Source organism: Microbacterium sp. bgisy203, from assembly GCF_965345155.1.
In the GTDB taxonomy this organism is placed as follows: domain Bacteria; phylum Actinomycetota; class Actinomycetes; order Actinomycetales; family Microbacteriaceae; genus Microbacterium.
On sequence record NZ_CBDRLZ010000001.1, the window covers coordinates 491507 to 514254 of the forward strand.

Annotated in this window: 19 protein-coding genes and 2 riboswitches; of the genes, 7 read left to right on the forward strand and 12 right to left on the reverse strand. The window is 68.9% G+C overall.

Features of this window, described 5'->3' with window-relative positions; translation table 11 throughout:
• Positions 1-14: 14 nt before the first annotated feature.
• Positions 15-614: a PH domain-containing protein gene (locus ACRVYW_RS02415; protein WP_431801328.1), complete on the forward strand. Its 600-nt coding sequence runs from the start codon at positions 15-17 to the stop codon at positions 612-614.
• A gap of 38 nt (positions 615-652) precedes the next feature.
• On the opposite strand, the gene ACRVYW_RS02420 is transcribed toward ACRVYW_RS02415, so the two are convergent.
• The 3 genes from ACRVYW_RS02420 to ACRVYW_RS02430 all read right to left on the reverse strand — a co-directional run bounded on the left by ACRVYW_RS02420 (position 653) and on the right by ACRVYW_RS02430 (position 5224).
• Positions 653-1696, reverse strand: coding sequence for an ABC transporter permease (locus tag ACRVYW_RS02420; RefSeq protein ID WP_431801741.1), 1044 nt, complete (start codon positions 1694-1696; stop codon positions 653-655).
• Between the two features lie 65 nt (positions 1697-1761).
• Positions 1762-3267 carry an ABC transporter permease gene (locus tag ACRVYW_RS02425; protein WP_431801330.1) on the reverse strand — a complete coding sequence of 502 codons (1506 nt, stop codon included), beginning with the start codon at positions 3265-3267 and terminating at the stop codon, positions 1762-1764.
• A 190-nt stretch (positions 3268-3457) separates the two neighbouring features.
• Positions 3458-5224 carry an ABC transporter family substrate-binding protein gene (locus ACRVYW_RS02430; protein WP_431801743.1) on the reverse strand — a complete coding sequence of 589 codons (1767 nt, stop codon included), beginning with the start codon at positions 5222-5224 and terminating at the stop codon, positions 3458-3460.
• Between the two features lie 163 nt (positions 5225-5387).
• Here ACRVYW_RS02430 and ACRVYW_RS02435 point away from each other — a divergent pair, with 163 nt between their 5' ends.
• Positions 5388-6194: a CPBP family intramembrane glutamic endopeptidase gene (locus ACRVYW_RS02435; RefSeq protein WP_431801332.1), complete on the forward strand. Its 807-nt coding sequence runs from the start codon at positions 5388-5390 to the stop codon at positions 6192-6194.
• 214 nt (positions 6195-6408) lie between these two features.
• A complete protein-coding gene (locus ACRVYW_RS02440) occupies positions 6409-7434 on the forward strand; it encodes a hypothetical protein (protein ID WP_431801334.1) in 1026 nt (341 codons plus the stop codon).
• A 62-nt stretch (positions 7435-7496) separates the two neighbouring features.
• Here the strand turns inward: ACRVYW_RS02440 and gcvP are convergent, their stop codons facing one another.
• From gcvP to ACRVYW_RS02485, 9 genes are all read right to left on the reverse strand, one after another.
• On the reverse strand, positions 7497-10307 hold the full coding sequence (gene gcvP / locus ACRVYW_RS02445) for an aminomethyl-transferring glycine dehydrogenase (protein ID WP_431801745.1): 2811 nt from the start codon (positions 10305-10307) through the stop codon (positions 7497-7499).
• A 56-nt stretch (positions 10308-10363) separates the two neighbouring features.
• Positions 10364-10744 carry a glycine cleavage system protein GcvH gene (gene gcvH, locus ACRVYW_RS02450; RefSeq protein WP_431801336.1) on the reverse strand — a complete coding sequence of 127 codons (381 nt, stop codon included), beginning with the start codon at positions 10742-10744 and terminating at the stop codon, positions 10364-10366.
• A complete protein-coding gene (locus ACRVYW_RS02455; RefSeq protein ID WP_431801338.1) occupies positions 10741-11928 on the reverse strand; it encodes a glycine cleavage system aminomethyltransferase GcvT in 1188 nt (395 codons plus the stop codon). The genes gcvH and ACRVYW_RS02455 overlap by 4 nt, the downstream gene beginning before the upstream one ends.
• A gap of 50 nt (positions 11929-11978) precedes the next feature.
• Positions 11979-12094, reverse strand: a riboswitch (glycine riboswitch).
• 1 nt (position 12095) lies between these two features.
• Positions 12096-12214, reverse strand: a riboswitch (glycine riboswitch).
• A gap of 113 nt (positions 12215-12327) precedes the next feature.
• Complete coding sequence (locus tag ACRVYW_RS02460) at positions 12328-13164, reverse strand: ABC transporter ATP-binding protein (RefSeq protein ID WP_431801340.1); 837 nt, start codon at positions 13162-13164, stop codon at positions 12328-12330.
• Complete coding sequence (locus ACRVYW_RS02465; protein WP_431801342.1) at positions 13161-14012, reverse strand: ABC transporter ATP-binding protein; 852 nt, start codon at positions 14010-14012, stop codon at positions 13161-13163. Before ACRVYW_RS02465 ends, ACRVYW_RS02460 begins: the two co-directional genes overlap by 4 nt.
• A complete protein-coding gene (locus ACRVYW_RS02470) occupies positions 14009-15136 on the reverse strand; it encodes an ABC transporter permease (RefSeq protein WP_431801344.1) in 1128 nt (375 codons plus the stop codon). The genes ACRVYW_RS02465 and ACRVYW_RS02470 overlap by 4 nt, the downstream gene beginning before the upstream one ends.
• Entirely contained in the window at positions 15129-16124 is a 996-nt protein-coding gene (locus tag ACRVYW_RS02475) for an ABC transporter permease (RefSeq protein ID WP_431801346.1), read from the reverse strand. Before ACRVYW_RS02475 ends, ACRVYW_RS02470 begins: the two co-directional genes overlap by 8 nt.
• A gap of 48 nt (positions 16125-16172) precedes the next feature.
• The gene (locus ACRVYW_RS02480) at positions 16173-16967 is read right to left on the reverse strand and encodes an ABC transporter substrate-binding protein (RefSeq protein ID WP_431801348.1); all 795 of its coding nucleotides are present in this window, start codon (positions 16965-16967) and stop codon (positions 16173-16175) included.
• Positions 16901-17848: an ABC transporter substrate-binding protein gene (locus ACRVYW_RS02485; RefSeq protein ID WP_431801350.1), complete on the reverse strand. Its 948-nt coding sequence runs from the start codon at positions 17846-17848 to the stop codon at positions 16901-16903. Before ACRVYW_RS02485 ends, ACRVYW_RS02480 begins: the two co-directional genes overlap by 67 nt.
• A gap of 198 nt (positions 17849-18046) precedes the next feature.
• Between ACRVYW_RS02485 and ACRVYW_RS02490 the strand changes: the two genes are divergently transcribed.
• Genes ACRVYW_RS02490 through nadC form a run of 4 tightly spaced genes read left to right on the forward strand, consistent with a single transcriptional unit; the run spans position 18047 to position 22746 of the window.
• Positions 18047-18793: an NUDIX hydrolase gene (locus tag ACRVYW_RS02490; protein WP_431801352.1), complete on the forward strand. Its 747-nt coding sequence runs from the start codon at positions 18047-18049 to the stop codon at positions 18791-18793.
• A 28-nt stretch (positions 18794-18821) separates the two neighbouring features.
• The gene (gene nadA, locus ACRVYW_RS02495; protein ID WP_431801354.1) at positions 18822-20129 is read left to right on the forward strand and encodes a quinolinate synthase NadA; all 1308 of its coding nucleotides are present in this window, start codon (positions 18822-18824) and stop codon (positions 20127-20129) included.
• Complete coding sequence (nadB, locus tag ACRVYW_RS02500) at positions 20126-21868, forward strand: L-aspartate oxidase (RefSeq protein WP_431801356.1); 1743 nt, start codon at positions 20126-20128, stop codon at positions 21866-21868. The genes nadA and nadB overlap by 4 nt, the downstream gene beginning before the upstream one ends.
• Positions 21868-22746 (forward strand): carboxylating nicotinate-nucleotide diphosphorylase, encoded by an 879-nt coding sequence (nadC, locus tag ACRVYW_RS02505; RefSeq protein WP_431801357.1) that lies wholly within the window; start codon positions 21868-21870, stop codon positions 22744-22746. The genes nadB and nadC overlap by 1 nt, the downstream gene beginning before the upstream one ends.
• Positions 22747-22748 lie beyond the last annotated feature (2 nt).

Below are 22748 nucleotides of genomic sequence, written 5' to 3' on the forward strand. Positions count from 1 at the left end.
GGGAGAATGGAGGCGTGCATCACACGACCCTCCACTCTCGTTTCAATCGCATCATGGCGCTCGTCGTGGCGGCCATCGCGATCCTGCTCGTCGCGACGGCGGCCTCGAACGGCGCCGGTTCGGCCTGGATGTACCCGGCCGCGGGTCTTGCCCTGCTGTGGGCGTGGACGGCGCTGTGGCGCCCCGGCATCCGCATCGACGACGACGGGGTCGACATCGTCAACGTGACGCACACCGCGCACGTGCCGTGGGAAGCGCTCATCGGTGTGACCACCAAGTACGCACTCACGCTCGTGACGCCGCGCGGCCGCGTGGCCGCGTGGTCCGCGCCTGCGCCGGGCGCCCTGCGCGCCGCCGTAGCGGGCCGTCGGCCCGACAACCGCGAACTGCGCGCGACGGGCGGAGCACCGCGCCCCGGCGACCTCGCCGGCACCGAGTCGGGCGATGCGGCGCTGCTCATCCGCGAGGAGTGGGAGCGACGCAGCGAGGCCGGTCTCATCGAGCTGGGTGTCGCCGACGAGACCGCCGTCACCCGCCGCCCTCACGTGCTCGAGCTGTCCGGCATGGTCCTGCTGGCCATCCTCGCGGTGGTCGCACTCATCGCGGGATGGTGACGAGACGGACGTGGCCGCACCGGCTGTCGCCGTGACGGTCACGCGTCCCTCCCGTCGGCGGCGTTCGCACGCGTGCCGGCGGCAGAGCCCGCCGCATCCAGCCCGCCCATGTCGGCCGACGTCGAGCTCGTGACGACGACGGCACTCTCCGGCAACTCCTTGACCCGGGAACGGCGCACGCGCTTCTGACGCGGATCGAACGCATCGCGCAGTCCGTCTCCGACGAAGTTGACGAGAAGGGAGAGGATGACGATGAACGCGGCGGGCCACCAGAACAGCCACGGACGCGTCTGGAACGCGGCCTGGTTGCCGCTGATGAGCAGACCCAGCGACACCTCCGGCGACTTGACTCCGTAGCCGAGGAACGACAGCGAGGTCTCGAGGATGATCGCCGCGGCGATCATGAGGGTCGTCGAGACGATCACGACGCCCATCGCGTTGGGGAGGATGTGCTTGAAGATGATGCGGAGGTCGCTCGCACCGGCGACGCGGGCCGCCTCGACGAACTCGCGTTCGCGCAGCGAGAGGAACTCAGCCCGGACCAGGCGTGCGATGCCGGTCCACGCGACGAACCCGAGGAACACCGCGAGCAGCAGCGGACCGAGGTTTCCGACCGCCGTACCGACCACCGCGCCGATCACGATGAGCGGGATGATGATGACGACGTCGGTGAAGCGCATCAGCACGGCATCCACCCAGCCGCGGTAGTACCCCGCGATCGCGCCGATCGTCACGCCGATCGCCGCCGCGATGAGGCCGATGATGAACATGATGTAGGACGAGTTGACGATGCCGCGCATCGTCATGGCGAAGTAGTCCTTGCCGGGGGTGTCCTGACCGAAGGGGTGATTGCCCAGGTCGAACGGGAACAGACTCAGCGTCGGCTTTCCGGCGTTCTCGATGGCCGGCAGGTCGGCGTAGTTCCACTTCCACCAGCCGGGGATGCCGAAGGCGCCCGTCACCGAAACGGCGAAGCCGACGATGAGCACGAAGAGGATCATGCTGATCAGAGCGGGCTTGTGCGAGAGGAAACGGCGCAGGACGAGGCGACCCTGGCTGACGCCGCGGTCCTCCTTGGACATCACGTGCTGCGGACCGGCGGAGGGCTGTACCGCGATCTCGGGGACGGGGGCGGAGGGATTGGCCATCACTTGGCCCTCACTCTCGGGTCGAGCGCCGAGTATGTCAGGTCGGCGAGGAAGTTGAACGTGATCGCGAAGATCGCGACGACCAGGAAGTACGCCATGACCGGGTTCGGGTCACCGGCGCTCAGTCCCTTGTTGAACAGCGCCCCCATTCCCGAGAAGCCGAAGATCGACTCGGTGATGATCGCGCCGCCGATGATGCCGCCGACGTCGGCCGCGACGATCGTCGTGATCGGGATGAGCGAGTTGCGGAACGCATGACGGACGACGACCGTGCGCTCCGGCAGACCCTTCGCGCGCGCCGTGCGGATGTAGTCCTGGTTGAGCACCTCGAGCATGCCGCCGCGCGCGTAGCGCGTGTAGCCGGCGAACGAGATCAGCATCAGGCTGATCGTGGGAAGCAGCAGGTGCGTGAACGAGTCGATGCCGCTGATCCAGAAGTCGCCGTTTAGGTTCGGCGTCGACGAACCGACGGTGGCGATCGGGCGGCCGCCGACCTTGGGGTTGCGCACGTAGTCGTTCCAGTGGCGCAGGAACTGATCGAGGACGATCACCCCCGCGCCGAGGAAGCCCGAGAACGCGCCGATGCGCATCGCCTGGCTCTTGTCGTGTTCGCCGAAGAGCCAGCCCATCAGCATGCCGATCATGACCGCGCCGGCGAAGACGGCGATCACGCCCCAGACGTCGAACGAGGACATCACGGGCATGAGCACGAAGTAGGCGATGATCACGACGATCGCCGTCGCGCCCGCGGTGCGCCACGCGAAGCGTGCCTTCGGTCCCCCGATCAGCAGCGCCATTCCCGCCGCGAACAGCGCGATCAGCAGCGGTGCGATCACGGGCCCCAGCGACGGGTCGAGGAACCACGACGTCACCGACATGACGTAGAGGATCACGCCGGTCACGAGAGCGGACCCCGCGAAGACGATGAGGCGTCGTTGCCTGTTGCCGCCGACCATCGCCTGCCAGAAGAGGCCGAGCGCCAGGGACAGGATGATGATCACCGCCCAGGACAGAACCGGGTCGCGCAGCCAGTTGTTGAACCCGATCGCGAGGAAGACCTTCAGGAGGACACCCATGACGAACGAGGGCAGCGAGTAGAGGAAGAAGCTGAGGAACGTGAAGCCGTAGTCGACGGCGCTGTACTGACGCAGTGCCGAGATGATTCCGACCGTGATGCCGAGGATGATCGCGAAGATCGTCGCGCCCGTGACGAGCTGCAGCGTTGCACCCATCGCACGGCCGAGAAGCGTCGCCACCGGCTGGTTCTGAATCGTCACGCCGAGGTCGCAGGTGCCCAGCGGCACGATGCACTTGGCCGCGCCGACGAACCAGTTGAACCAGCGCACGGGCAGCGGGTCGTTCAAGTGCAGCCACTCGATGCGCTGTTGGATGAGCGCATCACGGTTCGGGCTGTTCGAGGCGTACAGATCCTGCAGAGGATCGCGCGCCCACGCGACCAGGATGTACATCAGGAAGGACGCGGCGACGAGGATCAGGATCGACACGCCGACGCGTCGGAGGATATAGGCGAACAAACGTCACCCCTTCTGGGATCTGGGGGTATCAGGCTCCGGGGTCGCGACGCGCGCGGTGGCGCGCGGGTGGCCCTACAGCGGTTCGGGTTGTTGCGCAGGAAGGCGACGGGCCGATCGGGCCCGTCGCCCCCCTGCGGGTCAGGGATTCAATCTCTGCAGATTACTCCGCGACCGTCCACTCCCAGAAATTCCAGATCGGACCGGTCTGGTTGCCCATGTAGGTGATGCCCTCGATGCGGTCGGTGTGGGCCTCGAGTCCGGCGCTCTGGAAGAGCGGCAGACCGTATCCGTCACCGAACAGCTGGGTGTCAGCCTCGATGGTCAGCTCGTCGATCTTGTCGGTGTCCAGCGTGACCGGGATCTCCTTGGCGATCTCGTCGACCTTGGCGTTGGCGTACTGGTTGAAGTTGCTGCCGCCGAAGCTCGCGAAGATCTGCGGGATGGTGCCGTTGCCGACGCCCGGGCTGGTCCAACCGAAGATGACGGCGTCGTAGATGTCCGAGCCGAGCTGCGAGGACCAGTCCTCGCGACCCACGTCCTCAACCGTGATGCCGGCCTGAGCCGCCGAGGCCTGGATGGCCTGGAACGACGCGACGCGGTTCGGGTTGTTGATGTTGTACATGACGCGGACCGTCGGGGTGGCACCGGCGAGGAGCTCCTTGGCACCCTCGATGTCGACCTCGTCGTACGCGTCCGAGCCGTTCGCGGCGACAGCGGCCTCGTAGGAGGACTGAGCCGGGATGAACAGCTGCGAGTCGAGGACCTTCGCCTCGGGGTTGACCGGCTTCATGAGCGAGTCGACGAGCTGCTGACGCGGGATCGTCTTGAGGAAGGCCTCACGGACGTTCTTCTCGGCGAACACACCCGCGAAGGTGAGGTCGATGTGGTCGTACGCGAGCTGGTCGCCCTGGAGGACCTTGACGCCGTCGAGACCCTCAAGGGCCGTCAGCGTGTCGGCCGAGGCCTGCGGGACGATGAGGTCGACCTCGCCGTTCTGCAGAGCCGAGACCTGCGCCTGCGGGTCGCCGATGAAGCGGATGACGACCGTCGAGAAGCTGGGCTTGAGGTCGCCCGTGTACTTGTCGTTCAGCTCGAGCGTGATCGACTGCGTGGGTTCCCACGAGGCGATCTTGAAGGGGCCGCTCGACAGGTACAGCGACTCGTCGTCGGGCAGCGACGTCATGTCGAAGCCGGTGTTCCAGAAGTCGGCGGCGGCCTTCAGCGTCTCGTTCGTCGCAGCGGGCGCGTCGACGTCGCCGCGCGGCGAGTCGAGGATCGTCTGGATGAGCTCCTCCTGGTCGACGCCGGCCTTGTCGGCGACGACGTGGACGGGCTGGTCGATCAGGCCGTTGAGGTTCCAGTCGACGAAGGGCTGGTCGTACTCGACGGTCAGCGAGAGCTTGTCGTCGGAGACCTCGGTGATCTTCGAGGTCTTCAGGCCCTCGGTCGAGCCCGCGTACTCGAAGTACTGGGTGCCCGCGGTGACGTTGCCCTCGTCGTCGAACGTGGCGTCGTCGAAGATGCCGGAAGAGACGGCCCAGCCGAAGACGAGGTCGTCGGTGTTGATAGCCTCGCCGTCGGACCAGGTGAGTCCGTCCTGCAGCGTGTACTTGACCTGCAGCGGGTCGTCGGAGACCTTCTCCATCTTTCCGAACGACTCGTCCGGCACGACGTTGTACTCGTCGTCGATGTAGTAGAAGCCGGCACGCGTGAAATACGCGACCTTGCTGTTGATGTCGAGGTTTCCGGTCGCCGAGATCGAGTTCGTGCTGGTGAACTCGTTGGTCTCCGCGATCGTGACCTGCGTGTCGGTGACGGCCTTGTCGGTCTCGTCACTGTTGCCGCCGGCCGTCGAGCACGCGGTGAGAGCGAGGGCGGCGACGCCGATTCCCGCTCCAGCCGCGAGCGCGCGCTTGCGCCACGTCATTGCTGACACTATTCCTCCTGGTGAAAGGGTGATGCGCCCGGCGATGGGGGGCCTGGGCACGGATGAATCGACCATAAGCACGCTCGGAAGGCCCGCCAAACCACCCGCACAAACCGTTACAGATCCTTTACTGAAGTACATCTGCCTGTGACAATCTGACAACGTGACCGACACAAAACCTGGCGATCCGCTTAGCCCAGACGCCATCGTCCGACACGCCCGCACGAGGCTCTGGTGGGAGATCGCGATCGTCCTCGCACTGTCGGTGGGGCGCTCCGCGGTGTATTCCGTCCTCTCGCTCGTGCAAGCGCTCACCCGGGAAGAATCCTTGGGCGACCAGTCGACGTCGCTGAATCCCGGGGCGAACGCCGAGCAGTTCTGGGACGTGCTGTACCAGTTCCTCGGTCAGTTCTTCGCGCTCGCCCCCGTCGCCCTCGCGATCTACCTGCTCTGGGAGCCGGGAGTCTCCGCCTTTCGACGCATCGGGCTCGACTTCCGCATGTTCGCGAAGGACGTCGGCGCAGGCATCCTGCTCGTCCTGGTCATCGGCGTGCCGGGCCTCGGTCTGTATGCGGCGGGACGCGCGCTGGGGATCACGGTGCAGGTGGATGCCTCGCCGCTCGGCGCCTCGTGGTGGACGATCCCGCTGCTGCTGCTCGCGGCACTGCGCGCGGGCCTCACCGAAGAGGTCATCTTCATCGGGTACCTGTTCGACCGGCTGCGGCGACTGGGGTGGGGCCCGTGGGCGATCATCCTGTCGACCGCGGCGTTGCGCGGGCTGTACCACGCCTATCAGGGCTTCGGCCCGCTCGCGGGGAACGTCGCGATGGGCATCGTGTTCGGGTGGGTGTATCAGCGGTGGGGCCGCGTGATGCCCCTCGTGATCGCGCATACCCTGATCGACGTGATCGCCTTCATCGGCTACCCCCTCGCCGCCGCCTGGTGGCCCGCCCTCTTCGCCCCCGCCTGACCCCTCCCTCCCTCCCCTCCGCTCCTGACCGCGAGACTGCATCTGTGGGTCGAGACATCGGCCAGTGACCAAGGTTTCGCCTCGCAGATGCAGTCTCGCGGTCAGGACGGGGTGGGTGGGCGGGCGTTGTCCACAGGTGGCGCGGTGTGCGAGTTGTCCACGGATCGTGGGGGCGGGGCGCACGCGGTGGGGCGGGGCCAGGCACCCTGGGGGCATGCGCCTCCTCCGTCCAGACATCGCCCCCGCTCCGATCCCGCTGGTGCGCGGCGCCGACGTCGCGCACGCGAGCCGGGAGATCGAGCGCGGAACGCTCGTACGCGTTCGCCCGGGCGTGTTCGCGGATGCCTCGGAGTGGTCGGCGCTGGCGCCGTGGAATCGGTATCTCGCCCGCGTCCACGCCGTCGCGCTCACCCGGCCGGACACCGTCTTCGCCTTCGAGTCCGCGGCCGCGCTGCTCGGGCTGCCCATCTTCAACGATCCCGGAACCGTGCACGAGTTGGCGCTCGCGGGAGGCACAGCACGGATGAGTGCCGGCATCCGCATTCACACCGGTCGCAACGATCGCTCCGTCATCATCCGCCACGGCCTGCTCCTGACCGACGTCGCCGACACCTGCGTGGATCTCGCGCGCCACCGGCATCCGGCGATCGGACTGGCCACCGCGGATGCCGCGCTCCGCCTCGCCCCTTCGCTCAGTCGCGACGTTCTGCGCGCCATCAACGAGCAACGCGCGAGCTCGCGCGGACGCGCCCGCGCACGATGGGCGCTGGAGCGTGCGAGCGCGGTCACCGAGAGCGTGCTCGAGTCGGTCAGCGTCGCGGTGTTCGAATGGCTCGGGATGCCGGAGCCCGATCTTCAGGTCTCGTTCCGATCCGAGGACGGCAGCACCGACCGCCCGGACTTCACGTGGCGACTGCCCGGTGGCCGCCGTGTGGGTGCGGACGCCGACGGCGACCTGAAGTACGACGGGCGCTATGGGACGGCACGTGACGTGATGCACCGTCAGACGCAACGCGACGCGCGGCTGCGCCGGCACCTCGATGCCATCGGCCACTTCGGGTGGAACGACGTCCTCGCTGTCGATCCGCTGCGCGGCATCCTGCGCGAAATCGGTCTGCGTCCGGCAGCCCCCGAACACGCCGCCCCGCTCCTGACCCTCCGCCGCGCACTCTCCCCGTCCACCCGCTCCACCGGCTCACCCCGCGAGACTGCGTCTGTGGGTCGAGACATCGGTCTCTAGCCGCAGTCTCGCCTGGCAGATGCAGTCTCGCGGTCAGGCGCAGGGCGGCCAGGCGCAGGGCGCTACGCGAAGGCCTCGACGGGCGGGCAGGCGCAGACGAGGTTGCGGTCGCCGTAGGCGTTGTCGATCCGGCGGACGGGGGGCCAGTACTTCGTGCGCACCAGGGTGTGCACGGGGTACACGGCATCCTCCCGCGAGTAGGGGTGCTCCCACCCGGACGCGATCGCCGACTCGGCGGTGTGCGGGGCGTTCACGAGGGGGTTGTCGGATGCCGGCCACTCCCCCGCCTGCACCCGGTCCGCCTCGGCTCGGATCGCGATCATCGCCTCGATGAACCGCTCGATCTCGCCGAGATCCTCCGACTCGGTCGGCTCGACCATCAGCGTCCCCGCGACCGGGAATGACATCGTGGGTGCGTGGAAGCCATAGTCGATGAGGCGCTTGGCCACGTCATCCACGGTGATCCCGGTCGCGTCCTTCAGCGGCCGCAAGTCGAGGATGCACTCGTGCGCGACGAGCCCTCCCTCGCCGCTGTACAGCACCGGGTAGTGGTCGCGCAGCCGCACGGCGATGTAGTTCGCCGACACGACCGCCGCGCCCGTCGCCTGCCGGAGCCCGTCGGCGCCCATCATCCGGATGTACGCCCACGAGATCGGCAGGATGGATGCCGAACCGTACGGCGCCGCCGAGACCGGTCCGCCGTCGAACACGAAGCCGTCGGCGTGCTCCGCGCGCTGGGCGAGCGGGTGCGACGGGAGAAAGGGCGCCAGGTGCGCCTTCGCCGCGACCGGGCCGACGCCCGGACCGCCCCCACCGTGTGGGACCGCGAACGTCTTGTGCAGGTTCAGGTGCGACACGTCACCGCCGAGGTCGCCGAAGCGGGCGAACCCGACGAGCGCGTTCATGTTCGCGCCGTCGACGTAGACCTGGCCGCCCGCCTCGTGGACGGCGGCGCAGAGCTCCACGACATCCTGCTCGTACACGCCGTGCGTCGACGGGTAGGTGATCATGAGCGCCGCGAGCGTCTCGGCGTGCGCCGCGATCTTCGCGCGGAGATCGGCGAGGTCGACGTTGCCCGCGTCGTCGCACGCCACGACGACGACGCGCATGCCGGCGAGCACCGCCGAGGCCGCGTTCGTGCCGTGGGCGGAGGACGGGATGAGGCACACGTCGCGCTGCACATCACCGCGCGAGTGGTGGTAGCCGCGGATCGCGAGGAGCCCCGCGAGTTCGCCCTGCGAACCGGCGTTCGGCTGCAGAGACACCGCGTCGTACCCCGTGATCTCGGCGAGCCACGACTCGAGCTGGTCGATGAGCACGAGGTACCCCGCGACGTCCTCGGCGGGCGCGAACGGGTGCACCCGGGAAAACTCCGGCCACGACACCGCCGCCATCTCGGTCGCCGCGTTGAGCTTCATCGTGCACGATCCGAGCGGGATCATGCCGCGGTCGAGCGCGTAGTCGCGGTCGGCGAGCTGCTTGAGGTAGCGCATCATCGCCGTCTCGGAGTGGTGCGCGTGGAAGACGGGATGCGTCAGGAAGTCGTCATCACGGCGCAGGGATGCCGGGAGGTGCGACAACCCGAAGACGGCGTGCAGGCCGACCTTCGACTGCGGCGTCGCACCGAAGACCCCGGCGATCGCCTCGAGCTCGGCGGGCGTCGTCGTCTCATCGATCGAGATGCCGACCGAGTCGCTGTCGCGGAACCACAGCTGGAAGCCTCGCTCCCGCGCGGCGGCGACGATCTCGCCGGCACGGCCAGGCACCGCCACGACGAGCGTGTCGAAGAAGTCGTCGTGGAGCACCTCGGCGCCCGCCTCGGTCAGCGTGCGGTGGAGCGCGGATGCCTTCGACGCGACGTCCGCCGCGATGCTCTTCAGCCCCTCGGGGCCGTGGTACACGGCGTACATCGAGGCCATGACGGCGAGGAGCACCTGCGCGGTGCAGATGTTCGACGTCGCCTTCTCGCGGCGGATGTGCTGCTCGCGGGTCTGGAGGGAGAGGCGGTAGGCGGGCTTGCCCTCGGCATCCTGCGAGACGCCGACGAGGCGGCCCGGGAGCTGTCGCTCGAGCCCGGCGCGCACCGCCATGTACCCGGCGTGCGGGCCGCCGAAGCCCATCGGCACGCCGAAGCGCTGCGTCGTGCCGACGGCGATGTCGGCGCCGAGCGACCCGGGCGAGCGGAGGAGCGTCAGCGCGAGGAGGCCGGCAGCGACGACGGCGCGTCCGCCCTGCGCCTGGACGGCGGCGATGACCTCGGACGGGTCCCACACGCGGCCGGAGGCGCCGGGGTATTGGATGAACGCGCCGAACACGTCCATGTCCGCGGGAGGCGGCGACAGATCGTAGGGGGTCTCGTGGAGTTCGATCCCCACGGCCGCGGCACGGTGCGCGAGCAGCGCCTTCGTCTGCGGCAGTGCGTCGGCATCGACGAGGAAGATGTTCGAGGAGGAGGTCGACGCGCGCCGGGCGAGGAGCATCCCCTCGACGACGGCCGTCGCCTCGTCGAGCATCGACGCGTTCGCCGTCGCGAGACCGGTGAGGTCGGTGACCATCGTCTGAAAGTTGATGAGGGCCTCGAGCCGGCCCTGCGAGATCTCCGGCTGGTAAGGCGTGTACGCCGTGTACCAGGACGGGTTCTCGAACACGTTCCGCGCGATCACCGACGGCGTGAACGTGTCGTAGTAGCCGAGCCCGATCATCGACCGGGCGGGTCGGTTCATCGCCGCGAGGGCGCGCAGCTCCGCCAGCGCCTCGGCCTCGGAGGCCGCCGGTGGGATGGCGCTGTCCGGCACGGGGGCGGCGTGGATGGATGCCGGGACGGCACGCTCGACGAGGGCGTCGACCGCGTCGTAGCCGAGCGCGTTCAGCATGATCGCCTGTGCGTCGGCATCCGTTCCGATGTGACGACTGCGGAAGGGGGCGGAGCTCACGCGGCGCCGCCGGTGAACTCGAGGTACGCCGCGTGGTCGAGGAGCGTCTCGATGTCGGAGGGGGTGACGCGGATCTTCAGCAGCCACGCGCCGAACGCGTCGCCGTTGACCGAGGACGGGTCATCGACGACCTCGGCGTTGATCTCCACGACCTCGCCCGTCAGCGGGGCGTAGAGCTCGCCGACCGACTTCGTCGACTCGATCTCGCCGCAGACCGCGCCCGCGGTCACCGCCGAGCCTGCCGAGGGAAGGTCGACGTATACGATGTCGCCGAGCTTGTCGGCGGCGTAATCGGTGATGCCGACGGTCGCGATGTCGCCGTCGAGGGCGACCCATTCGTGCTCTTCGGTGTACTTGAGAGCGGTCTGATCGGTCATGAGTTCCTCCGGTAGAAAGGCAGTGCGGTCACGGTCGCGGGGATGCGGGTTCCCCGCACGTCGATGAAGAGTTCGGTGCCGGGTGCGGCGAGGTCGCTCGGCACGAACGCCATGGCGATGGGGTGGCCGAGCGTCGGGCTGAGCGCCCCGCTCGTAATCTCACCGACGGGCTCACCGCCCTCGGCGTCAGCGAAGACGGCGTACCCGGCGCGCCCCGCGCGGCGGCCCTCCGACACGAGCCCGACGAGCACGGGCAGATCGGCGGATGCCGCGGCGAGCGCGCCCTGGCCGACGAAATCGTCCTTGTCCATCGCGACGGCCCGGCCGAGCCCCGCCTGCGCGGGCAGGATCTGATCGCTCAGCTCGTGGCCGTGCAGCGGCATCCCCGCTTCGAGGCGGAGGGTGTCGCGGGAGGCGAGGCCCGCGGGAACGACGCCGAGCGGGGTTCCCGCGGCGAGCAGCGCGTCCCACAGCGCGGGGGCGGCATCATTCGGGACGAGCAGTTCGAAGCCATCTTCACCGGTGTAGCCGGTGCGGGCGACGAAGAGCGAGGCGCCCTGGAACGTTCCGGCGGACCAGGCGTAGTAGCCGAGATCGGCGAGCGCGGGGTTCAACCCGTCGATCCCGTCGGTCGCGGTGAGGACCTCGCGGGCGCGCGGGCCCTGGACCGCGATGAGCGCGACCTGATCGGAGATGTCCTCGATGCGGGCAGCGTCAGCACCGACGACCGTGCCGAAGAACTCGGGGACGTCGGGACTCCCCGCCACGAACGCGGCGGAGATCGGCGCCCGCGCCGCGCGCTCCGAGAACGCCTCCGCGACGAGGGCGCGGTTTCCGGCGTTCGAGATGACGACGAAGTAGTCCTCGCCGGTGCGATAGACGATGACGTCGTCGATCACTCCTCCGGCATCCGACAGCAGCAGGGAGTACTTCGCCTTGCCGACCTTCATCGCCCCGATGCGACCAGCGAGGGCGTAGTCGAGGAAGGCGGCTGCTCCCGCGCCGGTCACGAGGAACTCGGCCATGTGCGAGATGTCGAACAGGCCCGCCGTCTGCCGCACGGCGTGATGCTCGGCGAGGTCCGACGTGTGGCGGACCGGCATCGACCAGCCGCCGAAGTCGGTGAACGAGGCGCCGAGCGCGACGTGGCGGTCATGGAGCGGGGTGGTGCGAAGGTCTGACATGAGTTCTCCCGGTCTCGGGCGGGCGCATGCCGGAGTCGGCATACGTGAACTCCCCCTCTGTCATGGGCCTGAGAGTTTCGCCCCGATACGGTCCACGACCGATCAGGGGGCTTTCACCGTCGGCGGACGTCGAACGCGCGGGGCTCGAAATCGCTTTCCAGAGCGGCCGGACGCGGGCGGTACGCGGACCTGAGAGATTGGCGGGGAGGCTTGCTCCTTCGGTGCTCGGCGCCCGTCGTCCTCCGGAGAGGTCGAGGGGATGCCGGGGCTCTCCCGCGCGCGTCATGCGGCCTGTCTTCAGTTGTGGGGCCAGCATAGCCGGTACGGACGCGTGCAGCCGACGTACCGGAGGATATCTCCGCCCGCGCGGGAGAGGCAGTCACCGCACGGGCGGAAGTCTCAGCCTTCGCGGGCGAGTTCTCGGCGCACCTCATCACGCAGCCGGCCGAGGTTCTCGGGCTCGGGCGCCGCGCCCAGCAGCGTCTTGGTGTACTCGTGCTTCGGGTGCAGGATCACCTCGTCGGCGCCTCCGCGCTCGACGATGTCGCCCTTGTACATGACGAGGATCTCGTCGCTGAAGTGGCGGGCCGTGGCGAGATCGTGCGTGATGTAGAGCACACCCAGGTTGTCCTCGCGCTGGAGCTCGGCGAGGAGGTTCAGCACCCCGAGGCGGATCGAGACGTCGAGCATCGACACCGGCTCGTCGGCGATGATGAACCGCGCCCCGGGCGCGAGGGCACGGGCGATGGCGACGCGCTGACGCTGACCGCCGGAGAGCTCGTGCGGGCGGCGCTCGGCGATCTTGTCGGCGGGCGTGAGACGCACGCGCTCGAGCAGTTCGAGCATGCGCGCCCGCACCTGCTCGTTCGAGAGCTCCGGGTGGTGGATGCGCAGCGGCCGCTCGATGTGGTGCGCGATCGAGTGGAACGGGTTGAGCGAGGCGAACGGGTCCTGGAAGACCATCTGCACATCGGAGCGGTACTGGGCGAGTGCCCGCCCGTGCGATCCGGACGGGTGCCCGTCGATGAGGATCTTGCCCGAGGTCGGCGTCTCGAGCTTCGCGATCATGCGGGCGATCGTCGACTTGCCGCTGCCCGACTCTCCGACGAGCGCGACCGGGCGCCCCGGCTCGAGCGTGAACGAGGCATCCTTCACGGCATGCAGCGTCCGTACCGAGAAGCCGCTGCGCAGCCGGAAGTCCTTGACGAGGTTGCGTGCCTCCAACGCCTGGCTCATGCCGCGTCCTCCTTACCGCCGGTGCGGACGAAATCGCCGCGCTCGCCACGCAGACTCGGGAAGCTCGAGAGGAGCTTCTGCGTGTAGGCGTGCCGCGGCTCGCGATAGATCTGCTCTGCCGTGCCCTGTTCGACGATCTCGCCTTGGAGCATCACGGCGATCCGGTCGGAGATCTCGATGAGCATCGGGAGGTCGTGCGTGATGAAGATCACGGCGAACCCGAGCTTCTCGCGCAACCGCATGATCTCGCGGATGATGCCGCGCTGCACGACGACGTCGAGTGCTGTCGTCGGCTCGTCCATGATCATCACCTGCGGGTCGAGCGCGAGCGCCATGGCGATCATGACGCGCTGGCGCATGCCGCCGGAGAGCTCGTGGGGGAAGCTCGACAGACGCTTCGGGTCGACGCCGACGAGGGTGAGAAGCTCTTCGGACCGCGCCTGCTTGGCCTTCTTGCTCATGCCGGGACGGTGCGTATCGAACACGTCGAACAGTTGCGCCTTTATGGAGATCACGGGGTTGAGGGAGTTCATCGCCCCCTGGAAGACCATCGAGATCTTGTCCCATCGGAACGCGCGTAGCTCTTCGTCGGCGAGAGCGACCACGTCGATGTCGTAGCCCTCGCGATCGTGGAAGACGACCTCGCCGCTCGTCATGAGCGCCGGCGGCTTGAGCAGACGGTTCATGCCGTAGGCGAGCGTGGTCTTTCCGCAGCCGGACTCCCCTGCGAGGCCGAGGATCTCACCGCGATGCAGATCCAGCGACACGTTGCGAACCGCCTTGACGGGCGGGTCCACCTCGTATCCGATCGAGACGTCACGGGCGGACAGCACGACCTCGGCGGTCATCGGGTGGCTCCTTCGGTGACGGCTGCGGTGCCTGCGACGCCCTTACCGGCCTTCTCGGCGCGGCGGACGCGGCGAGCGGCATCGGGTGCCACGCGCAGCTTCGGGTTGATGATCTCGTCGATGGAGAAGTTGACCAGCGACAGCCCTGCGCCCAGGAGGGCGATCAGCAGGCCCGGCGGCACGAACCACCACCACGCGCCGGTTCCGAGGGCCTGTCCCGTCTGGGCGTCATTGAGGACGGTGCCCCACGTGATCGAGTCGCTCGCGCCGAGGCCGAGATACGACAGGCCCGCCTCGCCGAGGATCGCGAAGATGATCGCGAAGAGGAACTGCGCGGCCAGAAGCGGCAGCAGGTTCGGAAGGATCTCGACGAAGATGACGCGGGTGGACTTCTCGCCGGCCACCCGCGCGGCGGAGACGTAGTCGCGGGATCGGAGCGACCGCGCCTGCACGCGGAGAACGACCGCGGAGCCCGCCCAGCTGGTGATGCCGAGGACGATCGCGACGAGGAACCAGCTGCGCGTCGGCGAGTAGGTCGCGATCACCATGACCAGCGGAAGCCCCGGAATGACCAGCATGATGTTCGTGATGAGCGAGAGCACCTCATCGCCCCAGCCGCCGAGGTAGCCGGCGAGCACACCGAACACGACAGAGAAGGTCAGCGCGATGAGCGCCGCGATGATGCCGACCAGGAGCGAACCCTGGGTCCCCCAGGCGATCTGGGCGAAGACGTCGTAGCCGAGCTTCGTCGTGCCGAGCAGGTGATCAGCGGACGGCGGCTGCAGCGCCGGGTTGCCGCTGAAGCGCGGATTCTGCACGAAGAACGGCGCGATGACGCCGAAGGCGACGATCACGATGACGATCGAGAGGCCGATGACGAGCTTCGCGGACCGACGCGGCATGAGCTGACGGATGCCGCGACGCGCGGCGGCCGCGTACTCCTTCTGCGCATCGACGTCGAGCGTCGTGGAGAGGGCGCCGGGGGCGACGACCTCACGGTCGACCGCGACCCCGAGCAGGTCGCTGGATGCCGGGGCGGTGTCCACCGCAGCGGCGACGTCGGGCTCGAGGGTGGGGGTATCCGAGGTCTCGGGAGCCTCGGACAGGCTGCGCGGATCAGACATTGTGGCGTGCTCTCGGGTCGATGAACCCGTAGACCAGGTCCATGATGAAGTTGGCGGCGAGGACGGCGAGGGTGATCACGAGGAAGACCCCCTGCATCAGCGCATAGTCGTTGTTCTGCACCGCCGTGAACATCAGCTTGCCGATGCCTGGGTAGGTGAACACCTGCTCCATGACGATCGACCCGGCGACGATGAAGCCGAGCGAGATGGCGAAGCCGGCGATCGAGGGGATCGCCGCGTTGCGCGTCGCGTACGCGGTGAGGATGCGGCGGGGCTTCAGGCCCTTCGCCTTGGCCGTGACGATGTAGTCCTCGGCGAGGGTGGAGACCATCATGTTGCGCATGCCGAGCAACCACCCGCCCACCGAGCCGAGCACGATCGTGATGGCCGGCAGGATGCCGTGGTACAGCGCCGACCCCGCGAATGCCCAGCTGAGCTCCGGACCGTCGGGGAACTCGAACACGTCGTACCCGCCGATGATCGGGAAGATGCCGAGGCCGACGGAGAAGACGGCGATGAGCACGAGCGCGAGCCAGAAGTAGGGCACCGACTGCAGGATCGTCGTGGCGGGGACGAGGTTGTCGACCCAGGTCCCGCGCTTCCAGCCGACCCACGCGCCCACGCCGACGCCGATGACGAAGGAGATGATCGTCGCGAGGCCCACGAGGACGATTGTCCAGGGAAGGGCCGCCCCGATGAGTTCGGTGACGGGAGCGGGGAACTTGCTGAAGGAGATGCCGAGGTCACCCGAGAGCAGACGCCCCCAGTAGCCCCAGTACTGATCCCACAGCGACAGATCCTTGTCACCGCCGAGCATCAGCTGGATGTTGTTGATCGTCGACAGGGGCACCTCGCCGCGCTGCTGGAGCTTGGCGATGAGGACGTCGGCGGGGTTCCCCGGCATGAGCCGGGGAAGCAGGAAGTTGAGGGAGATCGCGACCCACAGCGTGATGGCGTAGAACGCGAGCCTTCGTGCGTAGAACTTCATGACACGTCTTCCGTCTCTCCTGCTTCCCCGGTCTTCATGCGGTGCGGATTACTTCTGCTTCAGGTGCTGGAGGATGAAGCCTGCCGAGCCCGAGCCCCAGGAGGGCGGGAAGGCGTACAGGTCGTCCTCGGTCGGCCAGCCCGTGAAGTCCTTCGTGTTGAAGAAGGTCTGGGTGGCGTTGATGACGAGCGGGATGTACGGGAGGTCCCGGACGATCTCGGTCTGGATGGTCGCGTACGCTTCCTTCTTCGTGGCCTCGTCGTTGGTCGCAGCGGCCTTGAGCACGGCCTCGTCGACGACGGGGTTGGAGTAGCGGCTGAAGTTCCACGCGCCCGGTGCGAGCTGCTCGCCGACCTTGGTCGTCGAGGTGCCGGCGAACCAGTCCTTGTAGATCTGGAACGGGTCGGCGACCGAGGTGCCGATGACACCGCCCATGATCAGCTCGTACCTGCCCGTCTGGCGCGCGTCGGAGAACTCCTGCCACTGCACGGTCGAGGCGGTCACCTTGATGCCGGCCTCCGCAGCCTGCTCGGCGATCAGCTTGGCGGCGTCGTTGTAGTCGGTCCACCCCTCGACCGAGATGAGCGACAGGTCGATCGGCGTGCCGTCCTTGCCGTAGAACCCGTCGGAGCCCTTGGTGTAGCCGGCTGCCTCGAGGATGGCGTCCGCCTCCGAGACGTTCGGACTCTGCGGGCTCTCGGCGTTCGCCGGGTCGGCCAGCCACTTCTCGTCACGAGGCATGAGCGTGAAAGCGGGCGAGATGGTGCTCGTGAGGTTCACGAACGCCTTCTCCTTGATGGTGCTGCGGTCGATAGCGAGGTTGAGCGCCTGTCGGACGGCCACGTCGGTCTGCTCGCCCTCGCAGCCGAGGTCGACGTTCGCGCAGGTGTAGAGCACCGTCGGATCTTGCGGGGTGTTGAGCATGAGATCGTGCCGCCGGAGGTGACGTCGTCGGGGTTCGGCACGAACATGCCGGTCCAGTCGAGCTTGCCGGCCTTGAGCAGGTCCTGCGCGGACTGGTTGGCGTCGATCGCGATGTACTGGACCTTCTTGACGGCGGGCACGCCCTCGTCGCGGAAGTTCTCGTTCGCCACCAGCGTGTACGAGGAATCGCTCGTGCTCTGGACCTTGTAGGGACCGGTGCCGACCGGCTCCTCGTCGGTGAAGGTCGTGAAATCGTCGACCTCGCTCCAGACGTGCTCGGGGAGCATCCACGTGGCGCCGAGGATCTGGAACTCACGCGTGAACTGCGGCGTGTCGTAGGTGAGGACGACCGTCGCGTCGTCGGGCGCCTCCGCCTTGGTGGGCGCGTTGGCCTTGTTGCCCTCGTACTCGAAGGTGAACACGACGTCCTTGGCGGTGAACGGCTTGCCGTCGTTCCACTTCACGCCGTCCTTGAGCTTGATCGTGATCTGCGTGCCGTCTTCGTTGAACTCGTAGCTCTCGGCGAGGAGGCCGGTGGGCTCGGTGTCGGCGGTCTTGTTGTAGGCGAACAGGGTCTCGTAGACGGGACCGAGCGCGCCGTGCAGAACCGTCGGGGCGAAGGGGTTGTAGTTGGCCACGATGGGCGTCTGGCTGCCGGCCCAGACGCGCAGCGTCTTGCCGCCGTCGTCGCCACCGGCGTCGTTGGAACCACCGGCGGAACAGCCGGCGAGACCGAGAACGAGGACCGACGCCCCGATCACGGCAGCGACCGCGCCGGAGCGCTTCGCGTTGCGGATCATCTATGAACTCCTCTGGTGTGCTTCCTTGCAACAAACCCCGGGACGAGGTTTGTTAGGAAAGTAACCTAACAAACCGTCGATTTCCGGCCGGGGGCGGTTTTGTGACCATGCTGTTACGAAATCGCTCTCAACCCCGACACCCTCGGTTGCCTTCGCGTCACGATGACCCTAAGATCGGTGCAGATAGTTAGGGTCATCATGACAACAACCCGTGGACCGGTGCACGCCGCGCAGCCCGACGCGCGCGAAGACGGCATCCGTGTCGCCGTGTCGACCGTCATCTTCAGCCTGCGCCGCGACACCGGAGCCGACCGCGCGCGCGTCGTCCTCCCCCTCGTCCGCCGCACGCGCGAGCCGTATGAGAGCGCGTGGGCACTGCCCGGAGGGTGGCTGCGCCCCGACGAGAATCTGGATGCCGCGGCATCCCGCACCCTCGCCGAGACCACGGGCCTCGCCCCGAGCTTCCTCGAGCAGCTCTACGCCTTCGGCGACGTCGACCGCTCCCCCAGCCGCGTCGTCTCGATCGTCTACTGGGCGCTCGTGCGCGAGGAGGTCTCGTCGATCTCGGCATCCACCGCTGCCGCGCACGACGACAACCACGACGACGAGAACGTCGCGTGGTTCGACGCGATCACCCACCCGCCGCTCGCGTTCGACCACGACCAGATCGTCGAGTACGCGCTGTGGCGCCTGCGCAACAAGGTCGGCTACAGCCGCATCGCGCACGGGCTTCTCCCCGACCTCTTCACCCTCGCCGACCTCCGCGAGGTGTACGAGGCGATCCTCGGCCGGCGCCTGGACCCCGCCAACTTCCGCCGCCAGGTGGAGAACTCCGACACCCTCATCCCGACCGACGACTACCGCACCGGCAGTCACCGCCCCGCCCGCCTCTACCGCTACGACGAGGCTTTCGAGCTCGCCGAACGCGGGCCGCTGCCCCACTGATCGCCGTCTTTCACGAAAGGCATCCCTCATGACCTTCCTCACCATCCAGCGCCAACCGATCGATGCGAGCGTCGACCACGAGATCCAGGCGATCGTCGCGGGCGCCTCGACCGCCGAGACGTGCAACACCGACCTCGCCGCGGGGCCGTGGGACTTCGACACCCGCCCGGGCTACGGGCCCGGCTCGTCGATGGGCGATGTGATCCCCACGGGGTCGCCCCGCCAGGGCGCGCTCCCGGAGGAGTACCGCGCGGCATCCGAAGACGAGCTCCATGCCCGCATCACGGCGGCGAAGACCGCTCTCGGTGAGCGTGTGGTCATCCTCGGCCACTTCTACCAGCGCGAAGAGGTCGTGCGGCACGCCGACTACGTCGGTGATTCGTTCCAGCTCGCGAACGCGGCGCTCGAGCACCCGGATGCCGAGGCCATCGTCTTCTGCGGCGTGCACTTCATGGCCGAGACCGCCGACCTCCTCTCCCGTCCCGAGCAGGCCGTGATCCTGCCCAATCTCGCGGCGGGGTGCTCGATGGCCGACATGGCCTCGATCGACGAAGTGGAGGACTGCTGGGAGCAGCTGGAGGAGGTCTACGGACCGCTCGACAAGCCGGATGCCGATGGACTCGTCCCGGTCGTCCCCGTCACCTACATGAACTCGTCCGCCGCCATCAAGGGCTTCGTCGGACGCCACGGCGGCATCGTCTGCACGTCGTCGAACGCGCGCACGGTGCTCGAGTGGGCCTTCGCGCGCGGGCGCCGCGTGCTCTTCTTCCCCGACCAGCACCTCGGCCGCAACACCGCGAAGGCGATGGGGGTGCCGCTCGAGGAGATGCCGATGTGGAACCCGCGAAAGCCCCTCGGCGGGTCGAGCGAGACCGAGCTCGAGAGCGCCCGCGTCATCATGTGGCACGGCTTCTGCTCGGTGCACCGCCGCTTCACCGTCGACCAGATCTCCGCCGCCCGCGCCGCGCACCCCGGCGTCCGCGTGATCGTGCACCCCGAGTGCCCGATGGCGGTGGTGGATGCCGCCGACGAAGCCGGATCGACCGACTACATCCGGAAGGCCATTGCCGCCGCGACCGAGCCGACGACGTTCGCGATCGGAACGGAGATCAACCTCGTGCAGCGCCTCGCGGCGCAGTACCCGCAGCATGAGATCTTCTGCCTCGACCCGGTCGTCTGCCCGTGCTCGACGATGTACCGCATCCACCCCGGGTACCTCGCCTGGGTTCTGGAGGAACTCGTCGCGGGCGTCGTTGTCAACCGCATCACGGTGCCGTCGGACGTCGCCGACCCCGCGCGACTCGCGCTCGAGCGGATGCTGGCGGCCAAGCCGTGAACGCGGCCACCGTCGTCGTCGTGGGGTCGGGCATCGCCGGCCTCACCGTCGCGCGGCACGCCGCCGCGCGCGGATGCCGCGTCACCCTCGTCACCAAGGACGTCCTCGAGCACGCCAACACCCGCTACGCGCAGGGCGGGATCGCCGGGGTCATGTTCGACGACGACAGCTCCGCGGCGCACGTGCACGACACGCTCGTCGCGGGTGCCGGGCTCAGCGATTCGGCCGCGGTCGAGGTGCTCGTAGCCGAAGGACCGGCGCGGATCCGCGAGCTCATCGACCTCGGCGTCGCCTTCGACCGCGCCGCCGATGGAGAGTACATCAAGGGACTCGAGGCCGCGCACTCCTACCCGCGCATCCTGCACGCCGGGGGCGACGCGACCGGCACGGCGATCGAGAAGGCGCTCGTGGCAGGTCTCGCCGCGACGGGCGTCGAGGTGATCGAGCACGCGTTCCTGCTCGACCTGGTGCTCGCGCCGTCGGATGCGCACGGCGTCCCGCGCGTCGTCGGCGTCGATCTGCTCGTCGGCGACGGCCGCCGCGAGCGTCTCCTGGCCGATGCGGTCGTCCTCGCGACCGGCGGCGCCGGTCAGCTCTACGTCCACACGACCAACCCGCCGGTCGCGACCGGCGACGGCATCGCCGCCGCCCTCCGCGCGGGCGCGGCGGTCGTCGACCTGGAGTTCTTCCAGTTCCACCCGACCGTCCTCCCCGCGGCGGGCGGCGCGGAGCCTTTCCTCGTCTCCGAAGCGGTCCGCGGCGAGGGGGCGGTGCTCCGCGACGAGCAGGGACGCCGGTTCATGCTCGACGTGCATCCGGATGCCGAGCTCGCGCCGCGCGACGTCGTCGCCCGGGCGATCGCCGACGTCATGGCCGCGCAGCACGGTCGCCCGGTGCTGCTCGACGCGACCGCACTGCGAGATCGAGAAGCCCGCGGAGGGGACGGTCGCGGCGCGAGCGCGAAGCGCACGGCATCCTTCTTGGCGCGCCGTTTTCCGACGATCGACCGTGCCGTGCGCGATCACGGCTGGGACTGGGCGCGCGAACCGATTCCCGTGACTCCCGCCGCGCATTACCTGATGGGCGGCGTGACGACCGACCTCGACGGCCGGACGAGCCTGCCGGGTCTCTACGCCGCCGGCGAGGTCGCGCGCACCGGCGTGCACGGCGCGAACCGCCTCGCCTCCAACTCGCTCCTCGAAGGCGCGGTCTTCGGGGCGCGCGCCGGCGACGCGATCGCGGACGACGCCGTCTCGGGGTCCTGGCCGCCCGCGTCGGCCTTCGCGCACGGGGCGCTCCCGGCGACGACGGCCGACGCTTCGACATCGGCATCCGTTCCCGCCGCGCCGCCGTTCTCGCGCGCCGCGCTGCAGAACCTCCTGTGGGAGGACGCCGGCCTCGTTCGGGACGCGGCGGGGCTCGCGCACGCCGCCACCGTTCTCGCGGGCTGGCGCGCGGCGCCCCGCACGCCGTCGACCGAGGCGGAGTACGAGGACGAGAACCTCCTCGACGTCGCGGCCGCCCTCGTCGCCGCCGCGCAGGCGCGACGCAGCTCCGTCGGCGCGCACGCGCGCTCCGACGACCCCGCTGCCGGCGAGTCGACGTTCGTCTCGCAGGACATTTCGGCCCCCGGCCACGCGCTCGGGCCGCTTTCCGCCCTTCCTGGCGAAGATCTCCTGCGAACCGAACGGCCCCGAGCGACGACCGCGCACGCGAGCGCCCTCGAGGAGGTCCGCTGATGCTCGATCAGGCCCACATCGACCGGGTCGTGAGCGCCGCGCTCGACGAAGACGCGCCGTGGGGCGACGTCACGAGCGGGACGCTGATCCCCGAGGTCGCAAGGGCGACCGCCGAGCTCCGCGCCCGCGAGCCCGGCGTCTTCAGCGGCGGAGCGGTGTTCGCCGCGGCCTTCGCCCTCACCGATCCGCGCATCGCCGTCGACCTGCGCCTCGCCGACGGCGACCGGTTCGCCGCAGGCGACACCCTCGGCGTCGTGACGGGCCCCGCCCGCGGCATCCTCACCGCCGAGCGGATCGGGCTGAACTTCGTGCAGCGGATGTCGGGGATCGCGACCCTCACCGCCGCCTACGTCGCCGCGGCGGCAGGCTCGGGCGCGCGCATCGCCGACACCCGCAAGACGACCCCGGGCCTGCGCCGCTTCGAGCGTCACGCCGTGCGGTCGGGCGGGGGCCACAACCACCGTTTCAGCCTCTCCGACGCCGTCATGGCGAAGGACAACCACCTCGCCGTCCTCGTCGCGCGTCACGGCTCGCTGACCGCCGCTCTCGGGGCCACCCTCGACGCGCTCCCCCACACGACCCACGTCGAGGTCGAGATCGACCGCCTCGACCAGCTCGACGCGGTGTTGGCCGTGACACCGGGGCCGGGTCGCGCCCGCGGCGTCGGAACGATCATGCTCGACAACTTCTCGCTCGACGATCTGCGCACGGGCGTCGCGCGCATCGCCGGCCGAGCCACGGTCGAGGCTTCGGGCGGAGTGAATCTCGACACCGTCGCCGCGATCGCGGCAACCGGCGTCGATGTCATCTCGGTCGGCGCGCTCACCCACTCCGCGCGCGCCCTCGACCTGGGGCTCGACGTGCGCGTCGAGGAGTGACG